This is a genomic window from Ruegeria sp. YTSA219 (assembly GCF_059609985.1).
On sequence record NZ_JBXWMT010000004.1, the window covers coordinates 283,285 to 310,168 of the forward strand.

Sequence of the window (26,884 nt, forward strand, 5' to 3'; positions counted from 1 at the left end):
CCTAGGGCGCTTTCGTTCAAGCAGGCGATTTGAGGCCAAGCGTTGCCAGAGTTGCAGCCATTGTCTGGCCCCAACGGTCCTGCAATGCGCTGTTTGTGTTGCGACGCAGGCCCATTGATTTCAACAGCTCGAACCGTTTCGGGTCATCGCCGCCGAAGGACACCGCAACCCGAGGCCACCAGTAAGTGACCGAGTTCTGCATGTCGTCCGCCGCACCGTTCTCGATCAGTTTGACCGCCCCTTCCAACGCCAGCTCGCCATGATGTGCCTCGACCGGGGCGATGGATCGGAAGGCTTCGGCCAGAGGCTGATACGAGATGGTGGAATACTCGGCCAGTTGTTCGGCCACCGCGCGGCTCATCAGCAGGTTCATGACCACAGCGTCTGTCCAGCCGGACAGCGGATAGTTGAACACCGCCAGACGCATGTCATGCTCGGACCGGGTGGCCCCTATATCCGCATCCCGCGACAAGCGCATGGTCCAAGGATGGTGATTGGCATAGCGTTCGGTATCTGCGCCAAATTCGCCCATGATGCTGAGAACACAATTTGCGTGGTCTGACTTTTCCAGCACGATCTTTGCGGCGGCGATCCGTTCCTTGATCCCCGGCCCCTGATTGATGATGTCGGCAAACCCGGCAGCCCCAGCCAGTTCGCTGTCGACAAATGTCGCCATCAGCTTCATCAGCTCGGCCCGATAGCGAGGCGGCACGTTCGATGGGTTGGTCAGAACACCGCCTGCGGCCAGATAGCTGTCGAGTGTCATTGAATCGGACATATCTGCCCCCTTTCTACCGGTCGTAATCGACGACCACGCGGTCTGTTACCGGGTAGGCCTGGCAGCTTAGCACATAGCCTTTTTCCACTTCGTAATCTTCCAGCGCGTGATTGGCGAGCATCTCGACCTCACCCTCAAGCACCTTGCAGCGGCAGGTCGAACAGACACCCGCCTTGCAGGCAAACGGGGCATCCATAGCGTTTGCAAGGGCCGCCTCAAGGATGGATTGGTCCTTGGGTATGGTCACGGTCTGAGTGGATCCATCCAGCGTGATCGACGCGCTGCTTTGATTGCCCTGCGTACCCGTTTCTGCCGAAACGGGCTTAGCCTTGGCCCGTCCGGGCTGGGCGCTGGCGAACAGTTCAAACTTGATCTGGCTGTCATCCAGTCCGTGTTCGCGCAATGCGGCGGCAATGCCCAGCATCATCGGTTCCGGGCCGCAGATAAATGCGGTGTCGACATGGTCGATATCGACCCAATGTTTGAACAGCTGCGCGCATTTTTCCTGGGTCACCAAACCGGTGAACAGCTCGATCTCTTGTGAATCCGTCTCAAGAACGTGGATCACGTTGAGGCGACCCATATAGAGGTTCTTGAGGTCTTCGAGATCCTCGCGGAACATGATCGTGTTGATGCCCTTATTGGCATAGATAAGGGTAAAGCGTGATTGCGGTTCCTGTGCGAGGGTCGTTTTGAGGATCGACAGCACCGGCGTAATCCCCGAGCCCCCTGCAAAGCCCAGATATTGCTTTTCCGCACCCGCATCTATCGGAGTATGAAAGCTGCCCATCGGCGGCATGGCCTCGACGATGTCGCCGATATTCAGTTCAGTATTCGCCCATCCGGAAAAGGCGCCGCCTTCAACGCGTTTGATGCCAACCTGCAGCACGCCTTCATCCTTGCCCGCGCAGATCGAGTAGGACCGGCGCAGTTCTTCGCCCTCAAATTCGCGACGAAATGTCAGATATTGACCGGCGGTGAAATCGAACTGATCTGCAGCGCCGTTCACAGGTTCCAGTGTCACCACCACCGCATCGCGAGTGGTTTTGTGGATATCTGTGACTTTCAGGTCGTGGAAACGTGCCATCCGGTGGTCCTCCTCAGATGCACTTGAAATAGTCAAATGGTTCCAGGCAGTCGGTGCATCGCCAATGCGCCTTGCAAGGCGTCGAACCGAACTGGCTGACCTTCTCGACCGCTTTGCTGCCGCAGCGTGGACAGCGATCCGGGCCGCCTGCCGGTTGCGGCGGGGCAATGCCATAGTCTTCCAACCGGGCGCGGCCCTTTTCGCTGAGCCAGTCGGTGGTCCAGGCCGGGGCGATGCTGGTTTCGATCTGCACGTCACTGATCCCGCGATCGTGCAAGGCGGTTTCGATATCCAGGCTGATAATGGATGTTGCCGGACAGCCGGAATAGGTTGGAGTGACCGTCACCTTCAACGTCTCGTCCTGCCACTGCACATCGCGCACAATGCCAAGATCGACCACCGAAATCACCGGAATTTCAGGGTCAGGAACAGCATCCAGCCATTCCCAGATTTGTTTGGTCGATGCCCGATCCATCGGCGTTACCAGCTTGCTTCGGGATAGGCGCGTTGCAGCCACTGCATCTGTGTCAACAGATGACCCAGATGTTCCGTATGCATCCGCCCGTCACGCCCACCTTTATGGGCAAACGCGCCTTCCGGGATCGTCAAGGTCGCCTCGGACAGGATCCGCTGCACCAAAGCGTCAAACTCCGCGCTCAGATCCGCGGGGTTCGGCGCAATGCCCGCCGCGACCATCTCGGCGTCAACTTCGTCGCTGGTGAACATCTCGCCTACATACGGCCACAGGTAGTCCAGAGCCGACTGCATCCGGGCGTGGCTTTCCGCTGTTCCGTCCCCCAGACCAACCACCGTGTCGCCCGAGCGTTCCAGGTGATATGCCACCTCTTTACTGGCTTTCGCGGCAATGGCCGCGACACGGTCATCCGTAGAGTTGAGCAAGCGTCCCAGCATGATGGAATGCCATGCATCGAACAGGAACTGGCGCATCAGGGTCCGGCCAAAATCCCCATTGGGAACCTCGACCAGCAGCACATTGCGGAAATCCCAGGCATCGCGCAGAAAGGCCAGATCGTCAGCAGTTTTGCCGCCTTGGATTTCCCCCGCCAGACCCAACCACATCTGAGTCTGCCCGATCAGGTCCAAGGCCGTGTTGGCCAGTGCGATATCCTCTTCCAGCACCGGCGCATGGCCGCACCATTCGCTGACGCGATGGCCAAGGACCAGGTCGTTGTCGCCCATCCGTAGAAGGAATTGTACAAATGCCGTGTCCCGGTCCATCACATGGCCCCCACTTCATCGGGGATGTCGAAAAAGGTCGGGTGACGATAGACCTTGCTTTCGCTGGGCTCGTATAATGGGCCCTTGTCGCTGGGCGAGGAGGCCGAGATATTATTCGCCTCGACCACCCAGATCGACACACCTTCGTTGCGGCGGGTATAGACATCGCGCGCGTTCTTGATGGCCATCTCCGCGTCAGGGGCATGCAACGAGCCGACGTGACGGTGACTCATACCATGCTGACCGCGGATAAAGACTTCCCACAAGGGCCATTCGTTTTTCATCGGGTTTCCTCCTCAGGGTCGACTTATTCGGCAGCCACTGTGCCAGAGCGTTTCTTTTCGGCATGGGCCATCAGCCCGTCGCGCACCCATTTGCCGTCGTCCCAGGCTTGGTTTCGGGCGGCCAGCCGGTCGGTGTTGCAGGGGCCATTGCCACTGATGACATCGAAGAACTCAGACCAGTCGGGTTCTGAGAAATCATAATGGCCGCGATCGTCGTTCCAATTCAGCTTTGGGTCAGGGATGGTCAGGCCCAGATACTCGGCCTGTGGCACAGTCTGATCGACGAATTTCTGACGCAGCTCGTCATTGGTGTTCATCTTAATCTTCCATTTCATCGACTGCGTCGAATGCACCGAGTCCTTGTCGGACGGTCCAAACATCATCAGCGATGGGTACCAAAAGCGGTTCAAAGCGTCCTGCGCCATTCGTTTCTGGTCCGGCGTGCCTTCGGCCATCTTGCGGATGGCGTCATAGCCCTGACGCTGATGAAAGCTCTCTTCTTTGCAGATGCGGATCATGGCGCGTGAATAGGGACCGTAAGACGTGCGCTGCAACGGCACCTGGTTCATGATCGCGGCGCCATCCACCAGCCAGCCAACGGCACCAACATCAGCCCAGTTCAGGGTGGGATAGTTGAAGATGGACGAGTATTTCATGCGCCCGTCCAGCAGCATTTCGGTGATCTCATCCCGGCTGACACCCAGTGTTTCGGCGGCGCAGTAAAGGTACAGACCATGCCCGGCCTCGTCCTGAACTTTTGCCAACAGGATCGCCTTGCGTTCCAGTGTGGGTGCCCGTGTGATCCAGTTCGCCTCGGGCAGTTGTCCAACGATTTCGGAATGGGCGTGCTGGCCGATCTGGCGGATCAGCGTCTTGCGATAGCCTTCGGGCATCCAATCCTTGGGTTCGATCTTTTCGTCAGCGTCTATGCGCGACTGAAAGGCAGCGAGCTTTGCAGGATCTTCCTGTGTCGCCTCGGACTTAACCATCTGAGCATACATGTCCCGTCATCTCCCCTATACGCGTTCAAGAATAAGCGCTGCGCCCTGACCGACGCCGACACACATGGTGCACAGCGCGTATCGCCCGCCCGTGCGCCGCAACTGATAGGCCGCGGTCATAACCAACCTTGCGCCGGACATGCCCAACGGGTGGCCAATGGCAATCGCGCCCCCATTCGGGTTCACCTGTGGCGCGTCGTCTGGCAGACCCAGTTCGCGCAGTGTCGCCAGACCCTGGGACGCGAAGGCCTCATTCAACTCTATCACGTCCATTTGCTCGATGCTCAGCCCGGCGCGGGCCAAAACTTTGCGGCTAGCCGGAACCGGGCCAATGCCCATGACACGCGGCTCAACCCCGGCGACAGACATGCCCACGACTCGGGCCATCGGGGTCAGGCCGTTCTTTGACGCTGCCGCCTCATTGGCCATCAAAATGGCCGCAGCGCCGTCATTGACGCCCGAGGCGTTGCCAGCGGTCACCGTCTTATCCGGCCCGTTGACACCTTTGAGACCAGACAGTTTGTCCACGGTAACATCTGGGCGCGGATGTTCATCCGTATCAACAATGATCGGATCGCCCTTGCGTTGCGGGATCGTGACCGGGGTGATTTCATCCCGGAACAGACCTGCCTCATGCGCGGCGGCCCATCGGGCCTGACTGCGCGCCGCAAAAGCATCTTGGTCATCGCGGCTGATACCAAAGTCTTCGGCCACATTGTCGGCCGTTTGCGGCATCGAGTCGATGCCATAGGCCTGTTTCATCTTCGGGTTCACAAAGCGCCAACCGATTGTGGTGTCATAGACCGCATTGCTGCGGGTAAAGGCCGAGGTCGCCTTGGGCATCACAAAGGGCGCGCGCGACATGCTTTCGACACCGCCGGCCACAGCCAGATCATAATCGCCCGCCTTGATGCCCCGCGCTGCCATTCCAACCGCATCCATTCCACTGGCGCACAATCGGTTCACTGTTGTTCCAGGCACATCAACCGGCAATCCAGCCAACAAGGCCGCCATCCGCGCCACATTGCGGTTGCTTTCACCCGCCTGATTGGCATCGCCATAGATCACATCATCAACGCTGGCCCAATCAACCTGCGGGTTGCGCTCTTTCAGGGCGGCCAATGGAATCGCGGCCAGATCATCTGTCCTGACTGACGACAAAGCCCCCCCATATCGCCCAATCGGAGTGCGCGTCGCGTCGCAAATGAATGCGTCCATCACTTAATTCTCCTGTAGGTGCTGATCCGTATCATTGACCGCATGGTCGGTTTTTAGGGCGTCCATCGATTCGAGGCAAGCTTAATGTTACGAGTTCTTTTTCTTTTTTTGCTTTTCTGTAACATTTGGCGCGAGAGAAACGCCGCAATAATCGCCGAATGACCAGCATCGGGCGGATCAGATAGGTGACGCTAAAGAAAACCTAGCTGTCCAGCTCGGCTTCCAAGGATTCCAGATCAGGGCGCGGCAGTTTTTCCAACAACTGAGATACAGCCGCCCGGCATGTAGGGCCTTTCCAGTCAGCGGGCAGAAACGCTGCAGGAAAGGCGGGATGGCGCAGAACAATACGGCGCCAATTATGCACGATCAGGACACGCAGAATGGCCGTCTTCATCGGGTCGCCCGCCCCCTCAGATGGCATCTCTTGGTCGATGATCTGTGTCGATCTCAAGAACTGATCATAGGCGGTTTTCAACGCCTCTGGCCCGCAGAGATCCCGAAGCCAGCCAGGAACAGAGATAGCACTGCTTTCCACGCCCATCAGCTCTTCAAGACCCGCCGGAACCTGACCCGGAGCCATCGACGTTGCGGGATTGAGAGAGATGTAGTCCCCAGTCAGCATCAGGTCAGCCAATTCTTTGCGCGATGGGTCCGAATTGCTGGCGATAAGTACATGCCAGAGGCCGGGTTCCGGCGCTTCCTTGGCATAGATACGCGGTGCGGCGGTCACACTCTGATGACGGCCAAACGCGGTCAGGCGGTGAAAGCTGCTGCGCCCTTTGCGGGTGCTTTCAATCCAGCCATCCTTGCGCAGCCGATGCAGGGCAACACGCGTGGCTTCGGCCTTGATCCCGGCAAGGCTGGTCAGTGCGGTGATCACCGCACCACTTATCTGATCTGTTTCTTCCTGCGCCAGATCACCGAATATCGTCACCAGCACGGACCACACCCGTTGCGTACCCTCAGAGGTCAGATGGCTAACGCAGGTTTCAAACCAATCAGGGGCTGAATCTTTCATACGGCAAGTATAATCGGGCCAGATCGAATTACCATCCGGCCCAAGAATCTTAGTAGGCCACCATGGTCAGCAGCTCATATTCGGCCACAGGCTCATCATCTTGCTGGGTCAGGGTGACATGCCAGCGCACCTCGCCATATTCATCATTGCGGCGGGTTTTCTTTTTGACCGTCAGGCGCACCTTGATGCTGTCGCCTGCCTCTACCGGTTTCATAAAGCGCAGGTTATCGAGCCCAGTATTGGCCAGGACCGGCCCCTCGTTCGGTTCCACAAAAAGACCCGCCGCGAATGACAGCAAAAGATATCCATGCGCGACCCGGCCCGGAAAGAACGGGTTACGCTCAGCTGCGGCCTGATCCATATGGGCATAGAAGGTGTCGCCGGTGAATTCGGCGAAATGTTCAATGTCTTCCATGGTCACGGTCCGCGGTGCGGTGTGGATCGTCTCACCAATGGCCAGATCGTGATAGCGGCGTGTAAATGGATGGGCTGGCGCATTGATCTCGGCTGCACCCGGCACCCATCTCTCGCCAATAGCTGTCAATATGTCCGGCGATCCTTGAATCGCCGTACGTTGCATATAATGCATCACACCGCGCACACCGCCCATTTCCTCGCCACCGCCAGCACGGCCGGGACCGCCATGGACCATATGCGGTAAAGGAGAGCCATGGCCTGTGGATTCTTTCATCGAGTCTCGGTTGTTGAAATAGAGCCGCCCATGATAGGCCCCTGCCCCCATAACAAATTTGCGGGCAACATCAGCATCATGTGTGATGACTGAGGCCACCAGAGACCCCTGCCCTCTGTTCGCCAGCTCAATCGCGTGGTCGGTATCGCGATAGCCCATGATTGTACTGACGGGCCCAAAGGCTTCGGTATCATGCACACGTAGCGCGGCATCGGGATCGCTGCAATGGAACAGCATCGGTGGCAGAAAGGCGCCCTTATCTGCATCGGCCCCATCGACCACGAAGTCGTCCGGGTTGCCAAAGACGCACTCGGCCTCGTGCCCTATAATCACGGCCTTCTCCAAAACATCGCGCTTCTGACTGGCCGAGACCAGCGCACCCATTCGGGTGGTTTCCAGTTTCGGATCCCCGATGGTGGTCTTTGCCAAACGCGCGGACAGCGCCTCAATCACGGCCTGCACATGCGGCTCGGGCGCGATGATCCTGCGGATGGCAGTGCATTTCTGACCCGCCTTGGTGGTCATCTCGCGCTGAACCTCTTTGACGAACAGATCGAATTCGGGCGTTCCCGGCGCGGCATCAGGGCCCAGGACCGAGCAGTTCAAGCTGTCCTGCTCCGCCACGAACCGGACCGAATTCTCCAGGATTACGGGGTTCGCGCGCAGCTTCAGCGCCGTATCCGCCGAGCCTGTAAAGCTGACCACATCCTGCATGGTCAGGCGATCGAGCATGTCGCCCAGCCCGCCTGACACCAGTTGCAATGCACCGTTGGGCAATATGCCCGACTCGAGCATCAGCCGAACGCACAGCTCGGTCACATAGCAGGAATTTGTGGCCGGTTTGACGATAGCCGGAACCCCCGCCAGAAGAGTCGGAGCCAGCTTTTCCAGCATGCCCCAGACCGGAAAGTTGAAAGCGTTGATATGGATCGCAACACCTTTCAACGGGGTGCAGATATGTTGCCCCAGAAAGGTGCCATTGCGCGAAAGCTGCTCGACCTCGCCGTCGAGATAGACATGGCCGTCCGGCATCTCGCGCCGCCCTTTTGAGGCAAAGACGAACATCGTGCCAATACCGCCGTCAATGTCGATCAGATGATCCGCCTGGGTTGCGCCGGTATTGAAGGACAGATCGTACATCGCCTGCTTGTGCTTGCCCAGATGAACAGACAGCGCCTTGAGCATCTTGGCCCGCTGGTGAAACGTCATCTTACGCAGCGCAGGACCACCAACATTGCGCGCATGATCCAGCATTCCCTGAACGTCCAAGGCGTTGTTTCCGGCTGTTGCGATCACCTCTCCCGTCACCGCGCTTGCGATGTTGCGGGCACCTGCCCCCGGCGCAATCCACTCGCCCGCAGCAAAACTGGAAATCTGTTGGATCGTCATAGGTTTCTCCTTACTCGCGGCAGGGCTAGCGCGCGGGGCATTTGCGATATCTTATTATTAACCGTACGGTCGGTCAATAAATTTCAGAACAAGCAGCACGGCTAGTTCAAACCTGCGCGGGCAGGTGGGCGAACCCCCGAAACCGGATACGCCCCCCACGCTGAGCACTTTCCGTGATCTGGTAATCAGGGAACCGGTTCAAAAACCGGCTAACGGCAACCCGACCTTCCATCCGGGCCAAGGTCAAACCAACGCAAGTATGCGGCCCGCCCGCAAACGCGTGGTGCTTGTTGGGACGGCGATCCAACATCATGTCATCGGGGAAATCAAATTGTCGCGGATCGCGGTTGGCCGCGCCGATGCAAAGATGCAGATCGGTTCCTGCTGGAATGACATGTCCGTGAAATTCCACCTCTTCAGTGGTCAGGCGATTGCCGAACTGGTTCGGGCTTTCCAGACGCAAAAACTCGTCCACTGCGGTAGAAATCAGGTCTGGATTAACCAACAGCTCGGTCCGCTTATCCCTGTGGCGGTCCAACAGATCCAAAGCGTTGCCTATCAGGTTTGTCGTGGTCTCATGCCCGGCATTCAGAATGAAGATGCAGTTCTGGTACAGTTCAACCTCGGTCAGGCCGCCCTCGGTGTCATCCTGTATCAACCGGGTCAATACATCGGTCTCCGGGTTGCCCGGGTTGGCCCTGCGGTCGTCGATGATATCGCGCAGAAAGGCTTTGAACTCGCGGACTGCGCGGTTGCCCCAATCTTCCTGCTCGGGCGTCAGCTGCGGTTCCAACGCCCCGAGAATGGCCAAGGACCACTCACGCAACGGCTCACGCTCGGACCGAGGGATGCCCAGCAGGTTGCCGATGATCTCGATCGGGATCGCCCCGGCAAAATCCTCGATCAACTCAACTGTGCCCTTGGCCTGCATTTGATCCAACAGCCCGTCGACAAGTTCAATCAGACCCGGCTCCATTTGCGCCAAAGCGCGCGGGTTCATCGCGCCGACCATCACCTTGCGGACACGCGAGTGCAAGGGCGGATCATTGAACACAAGACTGGTGGTGTGATGTTCAAACAATGGGCTATCCACCCCGTATTTGGGGCCAAACACGGCCTTCTTGTCCGAAATGAATCGCGTTGTGTCCCGATAGATGATGTCCAGATCCTGATGTCGTGACAGGATCACCGACCCATCGGGTTGCAGGCAGACGGGCGTATCTTCACGCAGCGCCCTATAGGTAGGATAGGGATCATCGTGGAACCCGTCAGGCAGCTTGGTCAGCGCAAACATCAGTGGCCCATCGCCCCCATCTGTTCCGGCAGAACCAGCACAAGCCAGGGCACCAGAACGATCAGGGCCAGCCGAAAGATATCTGCGATCCAGAACGGAGTTACCCCTCTGAAGATCGTCCCAGTCGACACATCCCCGACCACACCCTTCAGAATGAACACGTTCAGTCCCACGGGCGGGGTGATCAGGCTGATTTCGGTGACGACGACCACAACAATGCCGAACCAGATCGGGTCATATCCCAGCGATGTGACCAGAGGAAAAAAGATCGGCACGGTCAGCAGTAGCATCGACAGGGATTCAAAAACACACCCCAAAATGATGTAGATGCCAAGGATCATCAGGATCACCACAAAGGGCGCAACGTCATACGCTGTGACCATGGCGATCAGCGCTTCGGGCAAACCGGCGAGGTTGATGAAGTTCGAAAATATCTGCGCCCCGATCAGGACCGAGAACAGGGCCGCAGCGGTCGCGGTGGTTTCCTTCAAAACCTCGAATGTTGAACCCAGGCTAAGCCCGCCGCGCGACAAAGCAATCAAAAAGGCGCCCATGGCCCCCATCCCCGCCGCCTCGGTCGGGCTGAAGGTCAGGTTCAGCGGTTGAAAATCGAAGGCACCATAAAGCCCGCCAATGACCAGAAAGAACAGCAGCAACACGGCCCAGACTGAGCGCAAGGCCCTCAGGCGCTCGACCCAACCGTGGCGTTCGCCTGCCGGTCCCGCATCTGGTTTGCGCCAGACGGTCCAGCGCACCGCGAGAAGATAAAAAAGAATGCCAAGCACACCGGGGATAATGCCCGCAACAAACAGTTTGCCAATCGAGGTTTCCGTCAGCAGGCCATAAATGACCAGGATCACCGAGGGCGGGATCAGGATGCCAAGCGTGCCACCCGCTGCAATCGACGCAGTCGAAAGCTCATCCGCATAACCATACCGGCGCATTTCCGGCATCGCGACCTTGGACATGGTGGCCGCGGTCGCCAGAGACGATCCGCAAATTGCCGAGAACCCGCCGCAGGCCGCGACAGTCGCCATGGCGATGCCGCCCCGGAAATGGCCGAGAAATGCATTGGACACCGCATAAAGCTCGCGTGCGAGCCCGCCTTTGTTCACGAACAGGCCCATCAGGATGAACAGAGGCACCACCGACAATCCGTAATCCTGTGCCGTATCGGTGATCTGGCGACCCACCATCGACATCGCCGCCTTCAAGCCGCGCTCCGAAAAGATGCTGCCGCCACGTTCGTAGGCGAACCCAAGCGTACCAACCAGACCCATCGCGAAGACGATAGGCAGACGCACCAGTACAAGCACCAGAACAAGGGCAAAACCGATAAGTGCGGCGGTCATTGAGAGGTCTCCGACAAGGATTGGGGGGAGAAGATAGTAATTAGGCCCGTGACAATCATCGCCATGGCCGTGATCGCAGTGAACCCGGCGATGAACCAGCCGACATAGAATACCGGGATCGATAGGTATTCAGTCACATCACCATAGTCCCGTGCGCGCTCGGCAAGAATCCAGACGCGTTTGATCGGCCAGATGAGCATCACGCCCGACACAATATATACAACAGCGTCACGTGCTCGGCTCAGCCGCAAGCGGGAAAATACTCCGTCCGTCAGGTCGACGGCGATCTGACCCTTTCCGGCTGAGATCATCGGCAGAACCGAAAACACCATGATCGCCATGAGAATACGTGTCAGCTCAGTCGCCGCCTCAATCGGGGCGTTGAAGACAGACCGCAGTATGACGTCAAAAAAGGTCATCACCATCAGGATGAACAGCGCGATACAGGCCAGCAGCGTCGGAGCGATGCTGACGCGACGCGCAAAAGTCACGAGAGATTGCATGATTGGGTCCCGACTGGTGAATATGGCTGGCGAAGAGACCCCGCCAGCCGGACTGCGTTACTGGGCAGCCATTTCATTTACGATCATGTCATAGGCCGCCTGTGCGTCAACACCGGTGCCGTTGACCTCGTCAATCACCTTGGCGCGGACATCAACGGCGATCGCGTTGAACTTTTCCAGATCTTCCGCCGAGGCCGCGTTGATTGCGTTGCCCTCAGTGGCTTCGGTCGCCTCGCGGCCGATCCCGTCGATCTCGTCCCAGATCTTGCCGATTTCGCGGCTCAGCGGTTCACCGAACACATTCTCCTCCAGCGCCTGTTGCAGCTCAGGGGGCAGGTCGGCAAACGTTTCTTCGTTCATGATAAAGGCGAACGACCCGCGATACAGACCGCCCGGAACCTCGTAAACGTTCTGGGCAACCTCGGTCAGCTTAAAACCCTTGCGGGATTCAAACGGCATGACAACGCCATCGGCTGCTTTCGAAGCAAGGGTTTCATAGACCTTCGGTGCAGGCACCTGGATGCCGGTCGCGCCAAGCGCTGTGCCGACGTCACCGCCAACCCCACCCGGGATACGGACCTTGAGGCCCGACACTTCATCCAGCGTGGTCACCGCGCTGCTGGAATGCAGCTGCGCCGGACCATGGGTATGCAGGGCGATCACTTTCACGCCGCGATGCTCGTCCGCGGCCTTGAGATGCGCGTCATAGGTGCGCCAATATGCAACCGATGCGGCCTCTGCCGAGCCTTCATATCCGGGCAGTTCTATCATCTTTGTGGTGACAAAGCGCCCCGGCTGGTAGCCGTGGAAAATGATCGAGGCATCCGCCGCGCCATCCATGATCAGATCCATCTGTGCTGGTGGCGGAGCGATGCCCAACTTCAGTTCGGCGGTGACCTGACCGTCTGTGGCCTCTTCAACCATTTCCACGAATTTTGGCCACATCTTCGCGTTGATACCGTGGGTCGGCGGTGCCCAGCTGGATATGGTCAGCGTATAATCTGCGGCCAGCGCCACGGTGCCCGAAACGGCCAAGGCGGCTGAGGCCAATAGCGTGCTCAAACTGTTGAATTTCATGGTTTTGTCTCCTCCCTCTGAAACATACATTGAATCTGCGTTAATAGTCCGTTTTGTAACCATCAATAGTCATGGTGATGTGGTCTGCCTCGCAATCCTCCAAGACCCGGGGCTTTCAGAGGCGACGGTCTCCATTATTTCCCGCGACAGCTGCGCCCCAATTTCATCTCGATAGTTCATCGGCCCCCCGCGCCAGCGCGGGAATCCGTAGCCATGGATCTGGACCATATCCACGGCCATCGCGTTTTCGGCGATACCCTCTTCGATGATCAATGCGCCCTCATTCGCAAGTACCGCCATCAAGCGCGACGAAATCTCGGTGCTCGCAAACGCGCGCCGGGTGATGCCATGTTCAGCCGAGTTGGCTTCGATCAAAGCCTCGACCTGTGTATCACGGATCGGCGTACGGTCGCCGTCATCATAACTATACCAGCCTTTTCCGGACCGCTGCCCGAAACGCTCCATCTCGCAAAGCTGGTCGGCCACAGAGACATAGCGCTCATCCGGTGGGCGTGTTGCGGCATTGCGCTTGCGATTGGCCCATGAGATCTGAAGACCGGTCAGATCCTGCAATTCGTACGGACCCATGGGCATACCAAAGTCGCGCATGGCCTGATCCACTTGATAAGGCAGCGCACCATCTGCCAGAAGATAATCAGCCTCGCGCCGATAGGCGGCCAGCATGCGATTGCCGATAAAGCCATCGCAAATGCCCGATAGGACCGCCACTTTGCCCAGCTTTTTGCCAAACGCAAATCCGGTGGCGATGACCTCTGGGTCCGAATACCCGGTATGTACGATTTCAAGCAGTTTCATGACATGGGCTGGGCTGAAGAAATGTAGACCTATACAGCGGTCCGGACTGTCGATACCGGCGAAAATCTGGTTTGGATCCAGATAAGATGTGTTGGTGGCAAGAATTGCGTTTGTGTCCATATGCCGGGCGAGTTCCGCGAAAACCTGCTGTTTGACAGATATGTCCTCGAACACCGCCTCAATGGCCAGTTGCGCATCCCGTGCGTCGGCATAGCTGTCAACGGCGCGAAAGGCGCTCAGACGGCTCTGCATCTGCGCCTCAGTCAGCTTTCCCCGTTTGGCAGCGCCTTCGAGCAGACCCTTAACACGCCCAAAGGCCGCCGCGGCGGCTTCGGCGTTCTGCTCAATCAACGTGACAGAAAACCCCCCATTCAGGGCGGCGGTTGCAATCCCGGCCCCCATCAGACCGCCGCCGACCACCGCGATACGGCTGATGTCGCGCGGGGTTACGCCTCTGATCAAAGAAGGTTTGGACACGCTCCGTTCGGCAAAGAAAGCATGGCGAAGGGCTCGGCTTTCGGCACCTTGGCGCAGGGCTAAATGGCGGACGCGCTCTTTTGGCAAGGCATCGGCAAAGGGTTCGGTCGCCCACCCCAATGCCGTCAGATTTTCCAGCGGAGACTGCTGACCCTTTGACCGTTTCAAAAGTTCCGCGCGCGAAACCTCGATCAGGTCCGGTGCAAAGCTGGTGAGGCTACGCTGACTGACTGGCACTGGTCGCTGCGGCAGTTCGGCCGCAAAGGCCTCAACGGCAGCCTCAGGCTGTTCAGCGACAAGATCAAGGCCACCCAGCCCTAGTAACGTTTCTGCAGTCAGGATCTCGCCCCGGCAGGCCATGTCAATCGCGGCCTCCATCCCCACAAGACGGGGAATACGCTGGGTGCCCCCTGCCCCGGGGATCAGGCCGACATTGACCTCTGGCAGACCAAATCTGGTGCCCGACGCGGCAATGCGCCAAGCGCAAGCCATGGCAATCTCGAACCCGCCGCCCAGAACAGTACCGTGCATGCAGGCGATAAAGGGAACTTCACTGTCTTCGATCATCTGTACTACGTCAGGCAGATGTGGCTCAACCGGTGGGGCGTCGAACTCTGACATATCGCCACCGGCAACAAAGGTTTTACCCGCACATCGCAGGACAGCCACGCGCGCGCCTTTGATGGCACCTACCGCGTCGGCCAACCCCTGACGCACCGCAGCGGATGTCGCGTTCACTGGCGGATTGTTGATCGTTACCCAGGCAACGTCACCCTTCCGCTCAACGCTCACCACCGGCGATTTTGCCATAACCCATCCCTTTGATTTGCTCAGATTCGGCTTGCGTTTATATATTGACCAACCGTTCGGTTAATGCAATCATAAAGTTGAAACGATACCGGCCGAGGCAGTGATGAGCGATACGATTCTTGTAGAAAATCACGGGAACTGGGTCGAGATTACGTTGAACCGTCCAGACAAGCTGAATTCGTTCAACGAAGACATGCATCATGCGCTTCAGGCTGCCTTGAATTCCGCGCGCGATACAGGCGCGCGGGCAGTGCTGCTGACGGGCGCCGGGCGTGGCTTTTGTGCCGGCCAGGACCTTGGCGACCGCGATCCGTCGAAAATGGACGGGCCGCCGGATCTGGGCAAGACCGTCCGCAGTTTCTATGCCCCTTTGGTGCGGCTGATCCGGTCGCTGAACTTCCCTATCATCTGCGCGGTGAATGGTGTCGCTGCCGGCGCCGGGGCCAATCTGGCACTGGCCTGCGACATGGTTCTGGCAGCGGAAAGCGCGAAATTCATCCAGAGCTTTTCTAAGGTCGGCCTGATACCGGACACTGGCGGCAGCTGGCACCTGCCCCGCCTTTTGGGCGAGGCGCGCGCCAAAGGGCTGGCCTTTACCGCACAGCCCCTGCCCGCCAAACAGGCCGAAGACTGGGGCCTGATCTGGAAAGCCATACCCGACGATCAGCTATTAGCAGAGGCTCGTACGCTGGCTGATCAACTGGCCAATGGCCCGACCCTTGGGTTGGGCAAGACCAAACACTGTATCCAAGCAGCGGCGACGACCTCTTTGTCTGATCATCTGGAACTCGAGGCTGATGCGATGAAAATCTGCGGCGAAAGCGCGGATTATGCCGAGGGCGTGTCCAGCTTTCTTGAAAAGCGCGCGCCCAATTTTCAGGGTAAATGACGATGACACCAAAGGAACGTGCCAGCAAATCAGCCGCTGCGATGTGGGCGAGTGACGAAGCCAGCAGATGGTTTGGCATGGAGCTTGTCGAGGTGGACGAAGGCTGCGCAGTTCTGGCGCTGACCGTCGTTGCGCATCACTGTAATGGGCACGGCATGTGCCATGGCGGCGTGACCCATGCCCTGGCCGACAGCGCCTTCGCCTTTGCCTGCAACAGCCGTAATCACGCGACCGTTGGCCAGCACACGATGATGAGCTATCTCGCCCCCGGCAAGCTGGGGGATCGCCTGACGGCCACCGCGACCGAGGTCTCGGTTACGGGTCGCAGCGGCATCTATGACGTGCGCGTCACCAATCAAGACAGCAACGTGGTCGCCGAATTCCGCGGCATGTCCCGCGCGATTGGTGGCACGAATTTTCAAGAATAGCTTCGCGACCGAAGGAGTAACGCGATGGAGGACCTGTCCCCTAACAAAGCTGACCTGGACCCGATCGAGATCGCCTCGGTTGACGAAATCCGCGCCACCCAGTTGGAGCGTCTGAAATGGTCCCTGCGTCACGCTTACGAAAATGTGCCAATATACACCCAGCGCTTCGACGATGCCGGCGTGCATCCGGATGACCTGCAACAGTTATCTGACCTTTCGAAATTTCCCTTCACCTACAAGAACGACCTGCGTGACAACTACCCGTTCGGCATGTTCGCCGTGCCGCGCAGCCAACTGGTTCGGCTGCATGCCTCATCCGGGACAACCGGCAAGCCAACCGTTGTGGGCTATACCAAAGGCGATATCGACAACTGGGCCGATCTGGGTGCTCGGTCGCTGCGGGCCGCAGGTCTGCGCAAGGGCGATATCGTGCATAACGCTTATGGCTATGGCCTGTTCACCGGGGGTCTGGGCGCGCATTACGGCATCGAACGTCTAGAGGCGACCGTGGTTCCGATGGGTGGCGGGCAAACCGAAAAACAAGTTGGTTTAATCACAGATTTTCAACCCGATGGGATCATGGTGACCCCATCCTACATGCTCAACATCCTCGAACAATTCCATAAGGTGGGCCTTGATCCGCGCGAAAGCTCTCTGAAGGTTGGTATCTTCGGCGCGGAGCCTTGGACCGACGCGATGCGCTCGGAAATCGAGGCTGCATTCGACATGCACGCGGTCGACATCTATGGCCTGTCGGAAATCATGGGGCCCGGCGTTGCCAGCGAATGCGTCGAAACCAAGGATGGCCCTGTGATCTGGGAAGATCACTTTCTGCCAGAAATCATCGACCCCGCCACCGGCGAAGTACTGCCTGACGGTGAAACTGGTGAGCTGGTCTTTACCACCCTGACCAAAGAAGGGCTGCCGATGATCCGCTATCGCACGCGCGATCTGACCTGCCTGCTGCCCGGAACGGCCCGTTCCATGCGTCGCATGGCCAAGATCACCGGCCGCAGCGACGACATGATGATCCTGCGCGGCGTCAATGTCTTTCCCAGCCAAATCGAGGAACAGGTCATGGCGACTGGAGGCCTTGCGCCTTATTACCAGGTCGAGCTGTATAAATCCGGCCGGATGGATGCCATGCGGGTCTTTGTCGAAGCCTCTCCGGGATCTACCGATGAAATGTCCAAGACGGCGGCCGCCCGGATGCTGACCAAACGCATCAAGGACATCGTTGGAGTTTCAACCGAAATTGTTGTAGGTGAGCCGGGCGACGTCGAACGCTCTCAGGGCAAGGCGAAGCGCGTCATCGACAACCGCGATAAGGATTAAGCCTTGGCCCGGACAATCGCAAAAGACCACGACCAAAAGCGGGAACAAATCCTGAAAACGGCAGCCAAAGTGTTTGCCGACCAGGGGTTTGATCGCGCCTCGATGACCCTTTTGGCCAATGAGTGCGGAATCTCCAAGGCTAACATTTACCACTATTACGACAGTAAGGATGCCATCCTGTATGACATCCTCGAAACCTATCTGCGCGAGCTGCGCGACCGCATTTGCGAGGTCGATTTGGCGGGTCTTACACCCGAGCAAAAGCTGCGAAAGACCGTGCGTGAGATCCTGTTCGCTTATCAGGGTGCGGATGATGAACACCGGGTGCAGATCAGTGGCATGAACGCCCTGCGCGACGATCAGCAAAAGCTCTTACGAGGGTATCAGCTGGATCTAGTGAATTTCGTCCGGGACATCCTGAAAGACCTGTCTCCGGACTCGTTTGGCGATGACAAGGACAAGCTGCGCGGTGCCACGATGTCAGTTTTTGGCATGCTGAACTGGTATTATATGTGGAACACAGGCGCAGGCACCAAAGCACGTGAGGATTACGCTGATCTGGTCAGCACCCTAACGCTCCACGGAATACGCAAACTCTAGACCCAGGACGGGCCGCTTCGCAGGACAGTTGCCTAACAGAATAATTTTGGCTCACCCCCCAATTCCGATCCATACCATTGGGTCAGAAATAGGGGGATAAGCCTGCTTTCAATCTGTTACAGCTGGATGCGGAAGGCCGCAAAGCCATCTGCGCCCTCACCGGCATCCTCAATCGAAACACCTTTGACGTCACTCATATAGTCACGCGCCTTCGGGCCTGTTTCGAACAGGACCGTGGTGCCGTCCAGCGGCGCAAACGACCAGTTGGCATCTGCTTTGGGGTCAATCGTGCCCTGTTCGACGATATAGCGGACAATCACGTCGCGGTTGGTGTCCGGCGCCTCGAACACAACCGTGTCGCCCATCGCGCCGGGGAAAGATCCGCCACCGGACGCTCGGTAATTGTTGGTGGCGATAATGAACTCCATGTCATCCGTGACCGGAGAACCATTGAAGGCAAGGTCCACGATCCGGGCCGCGCCAGGGTTGACCTCTTCACCCTTGGGTCCAAACCGCGATGGCTGGGACAGGTCGATCTGATAGGTGACACCGTCCATCACGTCGAAATTATAGGACGGAAACTCTGGGTTCAGCAGGACCGCGTCGCTTGCGCCCGGTTCGACCTGATTAAACATTCCGGCAGACCGCTCCAGCCAACCTCGGACCTGCGCTCCGTTCACCCGTACGGCGCGCACGGTGTTGGGATAAAGGTAAAGGTCGGCCACGTTCTTGATTGCCACGTCACCCACCGGGACATCGGTGTAATACTCGGGGCCACCACGACCGCCGGCTTTGAAAGGCGCCGCGGCTGACAAAATGGGCAGGCCTTCGTGTTCCGTGCCCTTCATCATCTCTTCGACGTACCATTTCTGCGCTATCGACACGATCTGAACGGACGGGTCATCTGCTACCAGCGCAAAATAGCTGTGCAGCGGGGCCGACGTCTTGCCGACCGCTCTGCGCACATAGGCTAGGGTTTCGTCATGGTCTTTCGCGACCGAGGCCAGCACGGCCTGATCGTCCTCGACCAGCGCCGTGATCGAGCGATCTTCGTTGCGAACCGAAATCGGGCGCGCCTCAGACGTTGTGGTCACCACACGCCACTCGTTCCCATCGCGCTCCAGCAGCAGGTCCAGAAGGCCAAGATGTGATCCCCAGAACCCGCCCATGACGGCGGGTTTGCCCATCAACGTCCCTTTTGCAACGTCAATACCGGGACGGTCGGCAAATGTCTCGGACGGGAAAACAAGGTGGTTGTGACCGGTCACCAGCGCGTCAATCCCGTCAACACCGGCCAGCACAACCGAGGCGTTTTCCATACCGTCGGAATGGTCGGCATCGCCAATCCCCGAATGCGAAAGCGCGATGATCAAGTCGCAGCCCTGCTCTTTCATCTCAGGCACATAGGCCTGCGCTGTCTCGACAATGTCGCGGGCCTGCACGTTGCCTTCGAGATGCTTGCGGTCCCAGTTCATGACCTGCGGCGGCGTAAACCCAATGACGCCGACCTTGATCGGGTGTTTGCTGCCATCGCCCATTTCAATCTGGCGGTCGAGAATCGCATAGGGTTTGACCAGCGTTTTATCCTCACGCGGGTTTGCCCCCTGTTCCTTTGCGACGTTGGCCAGTACAATCGGGAAATCCGCGCCAGCAAGCGCCTTTTCCAAAAAGTCCAAACCGTAGTTGAATTCGTGATTGCCCAATGTGGCGGCGTCATAACCGACTGTGTTGAAGGCGGTGATAATCGGGTGGCTGTCGCCCTCTTTCATCCCCCGCTCATAGGCGATGTAATCGCCCATTGGGTTGCCCTGCAGAAAGTCTCCGTTATCGACCAGCAGAGAATTCGTCGCCTCGGACCGGATGCCGTTGATGATCGAAGCGGTGCGGGAGAGGCCTACCGTGTCGCGAGGCTTGTCGGCGTAATAATCATAAGGGAAGACATGCACATGAATGTCCGTCGTCTCCATTATCCGTAAATGCGCCTGATTATTGGCAGCCGCCGCAGAAAAAGGGTGAAGTGTAATGGCCGCGGCGCTGGCGGTGGTGGTCGCAAGGAACTGACGGCGGGACATCAAGCTGGGGTTGGAAAATGGCATGTGACACCTTTCATTTTCGTTTGTCGACGCGACTTGTGCAGGCCCTGCGAAACAGTGGTGTGACACTGGCTGGCAGGTCCTGCCACGCGTCGAACTGGGCATGAACCAAGTCAGTTTGCCCACAAGTTTCAGGGCGCGTAAAGCAATCCCGGGGTCTCAATTCGATTTTTGTAAAATCTTGCCAATGCCCAAAGCCGCGTTCAGGCAATCAATCGGGCAACGCTTGCGACTGTATCCAGCTAAGGATCGGCGATGAAAGGTCCAAGGCTGTCGCTGAACTGTTCTATGAATTCCAGCGTGACCAGCGATGGTTGCTTCAAAACCGGTCGCACCAGCGACAGCGTATGAGGCAGAAATGGCCTGAAAGACCGATAGCTCAACCCCCTGTTCTGATATTGTACTGCGTCCAGTTCGCTAACGACAGACACCCCAACGCCCTTCACCACCAATTCGCAAGCGGCCGTGAATTGCCGAACCTCGATATGCGAGTTCAGTTCGACATTCGAGTTTTGAAATGCACGCGACAGGCGCGCGAAAAAGTCGCTGTCGCGCCGGGTGTGGATGATCTTCTGATCGGCAATATCTGCCGGTGTCACGGTCGAAAGGTCTTCCAGCGCATGGCCTGCGGGAAAGACGCAAACTGTGCGGATATCAATATGGGTGCTTTCGACAGCCGGGTGGCCATTAAACCCATCTGTGATTCCGAAATCATATTGCTCGCCGATCATCCACTCCAGGATGCGCTCGGGCCGATCCGGCTCTATCGTCATGGTGACGCCAGGCCGGTCGCTCAGAAATCCAGCAACAACGTCTGGTAAGTGACTGGTGGCGAAGCCAGGAAGGCAGGCGACGCGAATATGCCCGGCTTTGCGTTGCGTGATGTCCTGACTCACATCCGAGATCTGCCGCATCAGTTCCAGCACGCGCTCTACGCTGGGTTGCAGATAGCGAACTTCCTGCGTTGGGACCAATCGACCTTCGCGGCGGTCGAACAGTTGAAACCCAAGCGATTTTTCCAAGTCTGAAAGCAACCTGCTGACCGCAGGCTGGCTGACCCCCAGATCGGATGCGGCAGCCGTGACCGAGCCATTGACGGTCACCGCCATAAGTGCCTCAAGCTGCCTAATTCTCAGGGTTTGGCTCATGGAGCGTCCTGTTTTGCTGCAAACCTCGGTCAGTTCATAACATCGTATTATATTTTTTGCCAGAAAATCAGGCTTGAATTATATTTCTGTAACGTTAACGTCGTGAAATCGTCATGTGTGCCGATTACGCGTAGCGCTCGGTATTCAACGAAGCATCGCCTTTGATGCATGGGAGGAATCATGAAAACGAAATTGCTTGGCGCTCTTGCCGTATCGACAGCCTTGTCCCCGATCGCGGCAATGGCGCAAACCGAAGTTCAGTTCTGGCATGCCTTTACCGGCCGCCTGGGTGAGCTTGTGAAAGCTCAGGTTGAAGAATTCAACGCCAGCCAGGATGAATATGTCGTGGTTGAAAGCCACAAGGGCAACTATTCGGAAACCCTGAATGCAGGCATCGCCGCCTTCCGCGCCGGTGAACAACCGCAGATCCTGATGGTATTCGAGGTTGGCACCGCAACTATGATGTCGGCCCAGGGCGCGATCAAACCGGTCTATGAGGTGATGGCTGAAAGCGGTGCGTCATTTGATCCGGACGCCTATATCGGCTCGGTCAAAGGGTATTATACGACCACGGATGGCGACATGCTGTCCCTGCCCTTCAACTCGTCAACACCGGTTCTTTGGGTCAACCGCAATGCGTTCGAAGCGGCGGGCGTTGATCCTGACACCGATCTGTCGACCTGGGAAAAGGTCGGGGAAACGCTGGAGCAGCTTAAGGCCGGTGGTGAAGATTGCCCGTTGGTCACTGCATGGCAAAGCTGGATTCATCTTGAGAACCTGTCAGCCTATCACGACGTCCCCTTCGCCTCGCAGGATAACGGCTTTGCCGGTCTGGATACCGAGCTGATGCTGAACGGTCCGGCCCAGGTTGCGCACCTGACCGCGATGGGTGACTGGGCCAAGGACGGCAAGTTCATCTACACGGGCCGCCGCAACGAAGGTGGTGCGAACTTCCGGTCCGGCGAATGCGCCCTGTTCACCGAAAGCTCGGCAGGATACGCCGGGATCAAAGCCGAAGCCGAGTTTGATTTCGACGTGCGCCCACTGCCCTATTGGGAAGCTGTCACGGCCGAGCCGCAGAACACCATCATCGGTGGTGCCTCACTGTGGGTCATGGAAGGTCATGAGGCCGATGAATACAAAGGCGTCGGCGAGTTCCTCAGCTTCCTGTCCTCGTCTGACGTTCAGGCGGCCTGGCACCAGAACACCGGCTATTTGCCCATCACTACTGAGGCAGGTCAGGCGACCCGAGCGTCTGGTTTCTATGACGAAAACCCGGGCACTGACATCGCCGTCATCCAGATGACCGCGAAAGAGCCGACGGCAAACTCGAAAGGTCTGCGTCTGGGATCATTCGACCAGATCCGTGGCATCATCGACGAAGAGCTTGAGGCCATCTGGGCCGGTGAAAAGACCGCCCAAGAGGCGATGGACAGTGCGAAGGAACGCGGTGACGCGCTGCTGCGCCGGTTCGAATCCGCCAATCAATAAGTCGTAATCTGATGCGGGCCTCGTTGGGCCCGCATTCTACTCTGGTGGGCCAATAGAATGGAAAAACGCGTCATTTTTCGCGGCTGGCTGCTGCCGCTTGCGCTGATCGCCCCGCAGGTCATCATTTCCGCCGTCTTCTTTTTCTATCCTGCTGGTCAGGCCGTATGGCAATCGTTGTTCATTCCCGACCCGTTCGGGCTGTCGTCTCAGTTCGTCGGACTGGGCAATTTCGAATTCCTGCTGAGCGATAAATACTACCGAGCCTCATTCGTGACGACGGCGGTGTTTTCTACGCTTGTGACCCTGTGCTCGATGATCCCGGCCTTGTTCCTGGCAGTCATCGCAGATCGACTGATCAAGGGCTCGGGCGTGTATCGGACCTTGTTGATCTGGCCCTACGCCGTTGCCCCCGCGGTGGCGGGTGTGCTGTGGCTGTTCATGTTCAACACCCGCGTTGGTGTGGTCGCATGGTATCTGGGCCAGCTCGGCTATGACTGGAACCACGTCCTGAACGATGCCGAGGCCATGGGGCTGGTCGTTGTCGCCTCGGCCTGGGGTCGCATCAGCTATAACTTTCTGTTCTTCTTTGCCGCGCTGCAATCCGTGCCTCGCTCGGTCATCGAAGCGGCGGCGATTGATGGGGCCCATTTTTGGCGCCGGTTCTTTACCATCGTACTGCCGCTTTTGTCGCCGACCGCGTTCTTCCTGCTGGTCGTGAACATTGTCTATGCCTTCTTTGAAACTTTCGGCGTGATCCACACGATCACCGGAGGGGGTCCGCAACAAGCCACAACCATCCTGGTCTACAAAGTCTTTTCCGATGGGTTTGTGGGCCAAGATCTGGGGTCGTCTTCGGCCCAGTCGGTCATCCTGCTGGTGGTTGTCGGCCTGCTGACAGTGATCCAGTTCAAATATGTTGAGAAGAGGGTGCATTACTGATGGCGGCCCAACAACATGGAATGGTCGAGAAACGTGGTGCGGGCCTGTGGCTGACCCATGCGTTTATGATCCTTGGCGTTCTGGTCATCTTCTTCCCGATCTGGCTGGCCTTTGTGGCCTCGACCGTCACGCAGGCCGATATCATTTCGCCCCCGATGCCGGTTGTGCCAGGTGATCAGTTCTGGGTGAATTACAAGGCGGCCCTGTTCTCAGGCGTGAACGTCCCGGTCGCAACGATGCTGTTCAACAGCCTGGTGATGGCGATTGGCATTGCCGTGGGCAAGATCGTCATCTCGCTCCTGTCAGCCTTTGCCATCGTCTATTTCCGCTTTCCCGGGCGGAACACGTTTTTCTGGCTGATCTTCCTGACCCTGATGCTGCCGGTTGAGGTGCGGATTGTCCCGACCTTCGAGGTGGTGGCCGGGTTTGGTATGCTCAACAGCTATTCGGGGCTGATCTTTCCGCTGATCGCCTCGGCCACTGCCACGTTCCTGTTCCGCCAGTTCTTTCTGACCATCCCGGACGAACTGGCCGAGGCCGCGCGCGTGGATGGCGCCCGCCCCATGCGGTTCTTTATTGATATCGTGATCCCGATGAGCCGAACCAACATCGCGGCCCTGTTCGTGATCCTGTTCATCTATGGGTGGAATCAATATCTCTGGCCGCTGCTGATCACGACCGACCCCGAGATGAACACCATCGTGATGGGCATCAAACAGATGTTCCCCTCGGGCGATGATTTTGCCCATTGGCCGACGATCATGGCGACCTCGATCCTGGCAATGATCCCACCGGTCCTTGTGGTGGTGTCGATGCAAAAGCTTTTTGTCCGCGGCCTTGTCGATAGCGAGAAATAAGAAATGGCAACAGTATCCCTTGCGAACGTCAAAAAGAGCTTTGGCCCGACGGACGTCATTCATGGCATCGACGTCGATATCGCGGATGGCGAGTTTATCGTGATCGTGGGCCCCTCCGGCTGCGGCAAATCCACTTTGCTGCGGATGGTGGCCGGGCTTGAGACTGTGACATCCGGCGAAATCCGGATTGGCGAAGAGCGCGCCAATGACAAGGAGCCGATGGACCGGGACATTGCAATGGTGTTCCAGAACTATGCTCTGTACCCCCATATGTCGGTACGCCAGAACATGGGCTATGGTCTGAAAATCGCCGGATTGCCCAAGGCTCAGATTGACCAGAAGGTGACCGAGGCCGCTAAGCTGTTGCAGCTTGAGCCGCTGCTTGACCGCAAGCCCCGTCAGCTTTCAGGCGGTCAACGCCAAAGGGTTGCCATGGGCCGCGCTATTGTCCGTGAACCTGCCGTGTTCCTGTTTGATGAACCGCTCTCAAACCTGGATGCAAAGCTGCGTGTCCAGATGCGCCTGGAAATCCGCGAACTGCAAGAAAAGCTGGGTATCACCTCGCTATACGTGACCCATGATCAGGTCGAGGCCATGACCATGGCCGACAGAATGATCGTGATGAACGGTGGTGTTGCCGAACAGATCGGCACCCCGCTTGAGGTCTATGAGACGCCGCGGACGCTGTTCGCTGCGCAATTCATCGGCAGCCCGGCGATGAATACCTTTGATGCAGAGCGACAGGGCGGAAAGATCAGGATCAACGATACCGAGATTGGCCCATCAGGCGGGCCCGATGGCCCGTTCAAATTGGGCATACGGCCAGAGCATCTGTTCTTTGATGAAAACGGGCCCTTTGATGTCGTAGTTCAGATATCCGAACCGCTGGGGGCGAATACTTTGCTGCACGGTCAGGTGTCAGGCTCTGGCGCGGCAATCACGATCAGCCTTCCGGGTGTTCATCCGATCGAAGGCCGTCATCCCAATATGCGTTTTTCTGTTGCGCCAGAGCATATGCATCTGTTTGACCCTACCTCTGGCATAAGGCTCGAGGGCTGATGCCTTTCCCTCAGGTCGAGGCGTTTCGCGGCGGTAAAAACCTGATCCGTGTAGTAGGGCACCGGGGGGCACGCGGCGTCCTGCCCGAAAACAGCATGATCGGTTTCGATTTTACGCTGTCCATCGGGGTTCCACTTCTTGAGTTTGACGTGGTGCTGACGGCGGATGATGTACCTGTCATAACCCATAACCATCGGCTGCACGCGCCGACCTTTCGGGATGCCAGCGGTCAGTTTTTGACCGGAAAAGAACCCAAAGTCTCGTCCCTGTCCTTCGACCAGATTCAACAGTTCGAAATCGGGCGCTTGGACGGACACTCGGATTATGGTCGACGGTTCCCCGATCAGGCCCAACTGGACGGCGTTCGCGTGCCAAAGCTGCAGGACCTGCTGGATCTGATCAATCGGCCGGAATACGGCAAAGCCAATCTGATGCTCGAACTGAAATCTGATCCGGATCTGGCCCATGACGCGGCCTATCTGGACCGCTTTGTCGAACGCGTGGTACAGCAGGTTCGGGCCGCTGGCCTATCCGATCGCGTGTTGCTGCACAGCTTTGACTGGACCCTGTTGGAAGTCTGTCAGCGGCAGGCACCTGACATGCCGTCATCTTACCTGACGCAGCTTCCCGAAAATGCCGATGACCTTGGCGAGGATTCCTCCAAGGCCGTTTGTCCGGACTTTCGAGGCCAAAGCGAAAAAATCCCGCAAATGGTCAAGCAAGCGGGCGGCGCGCTTTGGTGTCCGTATTTCGCAGATGTGATTTCTGAGGACGTCGCGCTTGCCAAAGAACTTGGGCTTTGCGTAGCCGTATGGACGGTCAATGAACCGGCGGATATCAGCAGGATGATTGATCTGGGTGTCGATGCCATCGTCTCGGACTATCCTGGACGGGTTCAAAGGCATCTGTCGGATTTGGGCATGAGATGGGTGTGATCCAGCCGTGATTTCCGACACAATCGCCATCGCTAGTGACGGGCCAATTCAGGATCACATCGGCTCGCTGCCGGGT

Annotated in this window: 25 protein-coding genes; 9 read left to right on the forward strand and 16 right to left on the reverse strand. The window is 57.8% G+C overall.

The window, feature by feature from the left end:
• Positions 1–16 precede the first annotated feature (16 nt).
• The 14 genes from AC2FFB_RS08725 to AC2FFB_RS08790 all read right to left on the reverse strand — a co-directional run bounded on the left by AC2FFB_RS08725 (position 17) and on the right by AC2FFB_RS08790 (position 15,016).
• Entirely contained in the window at positions 17–778 is a 762-nt protein-coding gene (locus AC2FFB_RS08725) for a Phenylacetic acid catabolic protein (RefSeq protein WP_271949049.1), read from the reverse strand.
• A 13-nt stretch (positions 779–791) separates the two neighbouring features.
• A complete protein-coding gene (locus AC2FFB_RS08730) occupies positions 792–1,865 on the reverse strand; it encodes a 2Fe-2S iron-sulfur cluster-binding protein (RefSeq protein WP_496693794.1) in 1,074 nt (357 codons plus the stop codon).
• A gap of 13 nt (positions 1,866–1,878) precedes the next feature.
• Positions 1,879–2,340, reverse strand: a complete 462-nt coding sequence (paaD, locus tag AC2FFB_RS08735) for a 1,2-phenylacetyl-CoA epoxidase subunit PaaD (protein ID WP_142639942.1) — start codon at positions 2,338–2,340, stop codon at positions 1,879–1,881.
• A gap of 5 nt (positions 2,341–2,345) precedes the next feature.
• Complete coding sequence (gene paaC, locus AC2FFB_RS08740) at positions 2,346–3,104, reverse strand: 1,2-phenylacetyl-CoA epoxidase subunit PaaC (RefSeq protein ID WP_271949058.1); 759 nt, start codon at positions 3,102–3,104, stop codon at positions 2,346–2,348.
• Entirely contained in the window at positions 3,104–3,388 is a 285-nt protein-coding gene (paaB, locus tag AC2FFB_RS08745) for a 1,2-phenylacetyl-CoA epoxidase subunit PaaB (protein WP_142639870.1), read from the reverse strand. Before paaB ends, paaC begins: the two co-directional genes overlap by 1 nt.
• Before the next feature lie 23 nt (positions 3,389–3,411).
• Positions 3,412–4,389 (reverse strand): 1,2-phenylacetyl-CoA epoxidase subunit PaaA, encoded by a 978-nt coding sequence (gene paaA, locus AC2FFB_RS08750; protein ID WP_496689215.1) that lies wholly within the window; start codon positions 4,387–4,389, stop codon positions 3,412–3,414.
• 15 nt (positions 4,390–4,404) lie between these two features.
• The gene (pcaF, locus tag AC2FFB_RS08755; RefSeq protein WP_282021795.1) at positions 4,405–5,607 is read right to left on the reverse strand and encodes a 3-oxoadipyl-CoA thiolase; all 1,203 of its coding nucleotides are present in this window, start codon (positions 5,605–5,607) and stop codon (positions 4,405–4,407) included.
• A gap of 202 nt (positions 5,608–5,809) precedes the next feature.
• A complete protein-coding gene (locus AC2FFB_RS08760; RefSeq protein ID WP_496713573.1) occupies positions 5,810–6,625 on the reverse strand; it encodes a PaaX family transcriptional regulator C-terminal domain-containing protein in 816 nt (271 codons plus the stop codon).
• A gap of 49 nt (positions 6,626–6,674) precedes the next feature.
• A complete protein-coding gene (gene paaZ, locus AC2FFB_RS08765; protein ID WP_496689211.1) occupies positions 6,675–8,705 on the reverse strand; it encodes a phenylacetic acid degradation bifunctional protein PaaZ in 2,031 nt (676 codons plus the stop codon).
• Positions 8,706–8,811: 106 nt separating this feature from the next.
• On the reverse strand, positions 8,812–9,999 hold the full coding sequence (locus AC2FFB_RS08770; protein ID WP_496713569.1) for a cytochrome P450: 1,188 nt from the start codon (positions 9,997–9,999) through the stop codon (positions 8,812–8,814).
• A complete protein-coding gene (locus tag AC2FFB_RS08775) occupies positions 9,999–11,351 on the reverse strand; it encodes a TRAP transporter large permease (RefSeq protein WP_496874792.1) in 1,353 nt (450 codons plus the stop codon). Before AC2FFB_RS08775 ends, AC2FFB_RS08770 begins: the two co-directional genes overlap by 1 nt.
• Complete coding sequence (locus tag AC2FFB_RS08780; RefSeq protein WP_496691527.1) at positions 11,348–11,854, reverse strand: TRAP transporter small permease; 507 nt, start codon at positions 11,852–11,854, stop codon at positions 11,348–11,350. Before AC2FFB_RS08780 ends, AC2FFB_RS08775 begins: the two co-directional genes overlap by 4 nt.
• Before the next feature lie 57 nt (positions 11,855–11,911).
• A complete protein-coding gene (locus AC2FFB_RS08785) occupies positions 11,912–12,931 on the reverse strand; it encodes a TRAP transporter substrate-binding protein (protein WP_271949076.1) in 1,020 nt (339 codons plus the stop codon).
• Positions 12,932–13,000: 69 nt separating this feature from the next.
• Positions 13,001–15,016 carry an FAD-dependent oxidoreductase gene (locus tag AC2FFB_RS08790; protein ID WP_496874793.1) on the reverse strand — a complete coding sequence of 672 codons (2,016 nt, stop codon included), beginning with the start codon at positions 15,014–15,016 and terminating at the stop codon, positions 13,001–13,003.
• 121 nt (positions 15,017–15,137) lie between these two features.
• Here AC2FFB_RS08790 and paaG point away from each other — a divergent pair, with 121 nt between their 5' ends.
• The 4 genes from paaG to AC2FFB_RS08810 are packed head-to-tail and all read left to right on the forward strand — an operon-like array spanning position 15,138 to position 18,286.
• Entirely contained in the window at positions 15,138–15,923 is a 786-nt protein-coding gene (paaG, locus tag AC2FFB_RS08795; protein WP_281995146.1) for a 2-(1,2-epoxy-1,2-dihydrophenyl)acetyl-CoA isomerase PaaG, read from the forward strand.
• A 2-nt stretch (positions 15,924–15,925) separates the two neighbouring features.
• The gene (gene paaI / locus AC2FFB_RS08800) at positions 15,926–16,351 is read left to right on the forward strand and encodes a hydroxyphenylacetyl-CoA thioesterase PaaI (protein WP_496874801.1); all 426 of its coding nucleotides are present in this window, start codon (positions 15,926–15,928) and stop codon (positions 16,349–16,351) included.
• Between the two features lie 24 nt (positions 16,352–16,375).
• Entirely contained in the window at positions 16,376–17,686 is a 1,311-nt protein-coding gene (gene paaK / locus AC2FFB_RS08805) for a phenylacetate--CoA ligase PaaK (protein WP_142639891.1), read from the forward strand.
• 3 nt (positions 17,687–17,689) lie between these two features.
• Positions 17,690–18,286 (forward strand): TetR/AcrR family transcriptional regulator, encoded by a 597-nt coding sequence (locus tag AC2FFB_RS08810; protein ID WP_496689202.1) that lies wholly within the window; start codon positions 17,690–17,692, stop codon positions 18,284–18,286.
• A 116-nt stretch (positions 18,287–18,402) separates the two neighbouring features.
• On the opposite strand, the gene AC2FFB_RS08815 is transcribed toward AC2FFB_RS08810, so the two are convergent.
• Positions 18,403–20,382: a bifunctional 2',3'-cyclic-nucleotide 2'-phosphodiesterase/3'-nucleotidase gene (locus AC2FFB_RS08815; protein ID WP_282021800.1), complete on the reverse strand. Its 1,980-nt coding sequence runs from the start codon at positions 20,380–20,382 to the stop codon at positions 18,403–18,405.
• A gap of 239 nt (positions 20,383–20,621) precedes the next feature.
• Positions 20,622–21,527, reverse strand: a complete 906-nt coding sequence (locus AC2FFB_RS08820; RefSeq protein ID WP_142639895.1) for a LysR substrate-binding domain-containing protein — start codon at positions 21,525–21,527, stop codon at positions 20,622–20,624.
• A gap of 180 nt (positions 21,528–21,707) precedes the next feature.
• On the opposite strand from AC2FFB_RS08820, the gene ugpB reads away from it, so the two are divergent.
• From ugpB to AC2FFB_RS08845, 5 genes are read left to right on the forward strand one after another with little or no spacing between them, the layout of a single operon-like run.
• Positions 21,708–23,018 carry a sn-glycerol-3-phosphate ABC transporter substrate-binding protein UgpB gene (ugpB, locus tag AC2FFB_RS08825; RefSeq protein ID WP_496689198.1) on the forward strand — a complete coding sequence of 437 codons (1,311 nt, stop codon included), beginning with the start codon at positions 21,708–21,710 and terminating at the stop codon, positions 23,016–23,018.
• A 57-nt stretch (positions 23,019–23,075) separates the two neighbouring features.
• Complete coding sequence (gene ugpA, locus AC2FFB_RS08830; protein WP_142639899.1) at positions 23,076–23,957, forward strand: sn-glycerol-3-phosphate ABC transporter permease UgpA; 882 nt, start codon at positions 23,076–23,078, stop codon at positions 23,955–23,957.
• A gap of 20 nt (positions 23,958–23,977) precedes the next feature.
• The gene (gene ugpE, locus AC2FFB_RS08835) at positions 23,978–24,814 is read left to right on the forward strand and encodes a sn-glycerol-3-phosphate ABC transporter permease UgpE (RefSeq protein ID WP_281973021.1); all 837 of its coding nucleotides are present in this window, start codon (positions 23,978–23,980) and stop codon (positions 24,812–24,814) included.
• Between the two features lie 3 nt (positions 24,815–24,817).
• Entirely contained in the window at positions 24,818–25,873 is a 1,056-nt protein-coding gene (gene ugpC, locus AC2FFB_RS08840; protein ID WP_496874794.1) for a sn-glycerol-3-phosphate ABC transporter ATP-binding protein UgpC, read from the forward strand.
• Positions 25,873–26,808 (forward strand): glycerophosphodiester phosphodiesterase family protein, encoded by a 936-nt coding sequence (locus AC2FFB_RS08845; protein WP_496689194.1) that lies wholly within the window; start codon positions 25,873–25,875, stop codon positions 26,806–26,808. Before ugpC ends, AC2FFB_RS08845 begins: the two co-directional genes overlap by 1 nt.
• Positions 26,809–26,884 lie beyond the last annotated feature (76 nt).

Excerpts from the sequence above, each read along its gene's own strand:
- AC2FFB_RS08730 (WP_496693794.1), bottom strand. The coding sequence starts at position 1,865 with ATGGCACGTTTCCACGACCTGAAAGTCACAGATATCCACAAAACCACT.
- paaA (WP_496689215.1), bottom strand. The coding sequence starts at position 4,389 with ATGTATGCTCAGATGGTTAAGTCCGAGGCGACACAGGAAGATCCTGCA.
- paaC (WP_271949058.1), bottom strand. The coding sequence starts at position 3,104 with ATGGACCGGGACACGGCATTTGTACAATTCCTTCTACGGATGGGCGAC.
- pcaF (WP_282021795.1), bottom strand. The coding sequence starts at position 5,607 with ATGGACGCATTCATTTGCGACGCGACGCGCACTCCGATTGGGCGATAT.
- paaG (WP_281995146.1), top strand. The coding sequence starts at position 15,138 with ATGAGCGATACGATTCTTGTAGAAAATCACGGGAACTGGGTCGAGATT.
- AC2FFB_RS08770 (WP_496713569.1), bottom strand. The coding sequence starts at position 9,999 with ATGTTTGCGCTGACCAAGCTGCCTGACGGGTTCCACGATGATCCCTAT.
- ugpA (WP_142639899.1), top strand. The coding sequence starts at position 23,076 with ATGGAAAAACGCGTCATTTTTCGCGGCTGGCTGCTGCCGCTTGCGCTG.
- paaK (WP_142639891.1), top strand. The coding sequence starts at position 16,376 with ATGGAGGACCTGTCCCCTAACAAAGCTGACCTGGACCCGATCGAGATC.
- ugpE (WP_281973021.1), top strand. The coding sequence starts at position 23,978 with ATGGTCGAGAAACGTGGTGCGGGCCTGTGGCTGACCCATGCGTTTATG.
- paaD (WP_142639942.1), bottom strand. The coding sequence starts at position 2,340 with ATGGATCGGGCATCGACCAAACAAATCTGGGAATGGCTGGATGCTGTT.
- AC2FFB_RS08815 (WP_282021800.1), bottom strand. The coding sequence starts at position 20,382 with ATGCCATTTTCCAACCCCAGCTTGATGTCCCGCCGTCAGTTCCTTGCG.
- AC2FFB_RS08760 (WP_496713573.1), bottom strand. The coding sequence starts at position 6,625 with ATGAAAGATTCAGCCCCTGATTGGTTTGAAACCTGCGTTAGCCATCTG.
- paaZ (WP_496689211.1), bottom strand. The coding sequence starts at position 8,705 with ATGACGATCCAACAGATTTCCAGTTTTGCTGCGGGCGAGTGGATTGCG.
- AC2FFB_RS08820 (WP_142639895.1), bottom strand. The coding sequence starts at position 21,527 with ATGAGCCAAACCCTGAGAATTAGGCAGCTTGAGGCACTTATGGCGGTG.
- ugpB (WP_496689198.1), top strand. The coding sequence starts at position 21,708 with ATGAAAACGAAATTGCTTGGCGCTCTTGCCGTATCGACAGCCTTGTCC.
- paaI (WP_496874801.1), top strand. The coding sequence starts at position 15,926 with ATGACACCAAAGGAACGTGCCAGCAAATCAGCCGCTGCGATGTGGGCG.
- AC2FFB_RS08845 (WP_496689194.1), top strand. The coding sequence starts at position 25,873 with ATGCCTTTCCCTCAGGTCGAGGCGTTTCGCGGCGGTAAAAACCTGATC.
- paaB (WP_142639870.1), bottom strand. The coding sequence starts at position 3,388 with ATGAAAAACGAATGGCCCTTGTGGGAAGTCTTTATCCGCGGTCAGCAT.
- AC2FFB_RS08725 (WP_271949049.1), bottom strand. The coding sequence starts at position 778 with ATGTCCGATTCAATGACACTCGACAGCTATCTGGCCGCAGGCGGTGTT.
- ugpC (WP_496874794.1), top strand. The coding sequence starts at position 24,818 with ATGGCAACAGTATCCCTTGCGAACGTCAAAAAGAGCTTTGGCCCGACG.
- AC2FFB_RS08775 (WP_496874792.1), bottom strand. The coding sequence starts at position 11,351 with ATGACCGCCGCACTTATCGGTTTTGCCCTTGTTCTGGTGCTTGTACTG.
- AC2FFB_RS08780 (WP_496691527.1), bottom strand. The coding sequence starts at position 11,854 with ATGCAATCTCTCGTGACTTTTGCGCGTCGCGTCAGCATCGCTCCGACG.
- AC2FFB_RS08785 (WP_271949076.1), bottom strand. The coding sequence starts at position 12,931 with ATGAAATTCAACAGTTTGAGCACGCTATTGGCCTCAGCCGCCTTGGCC.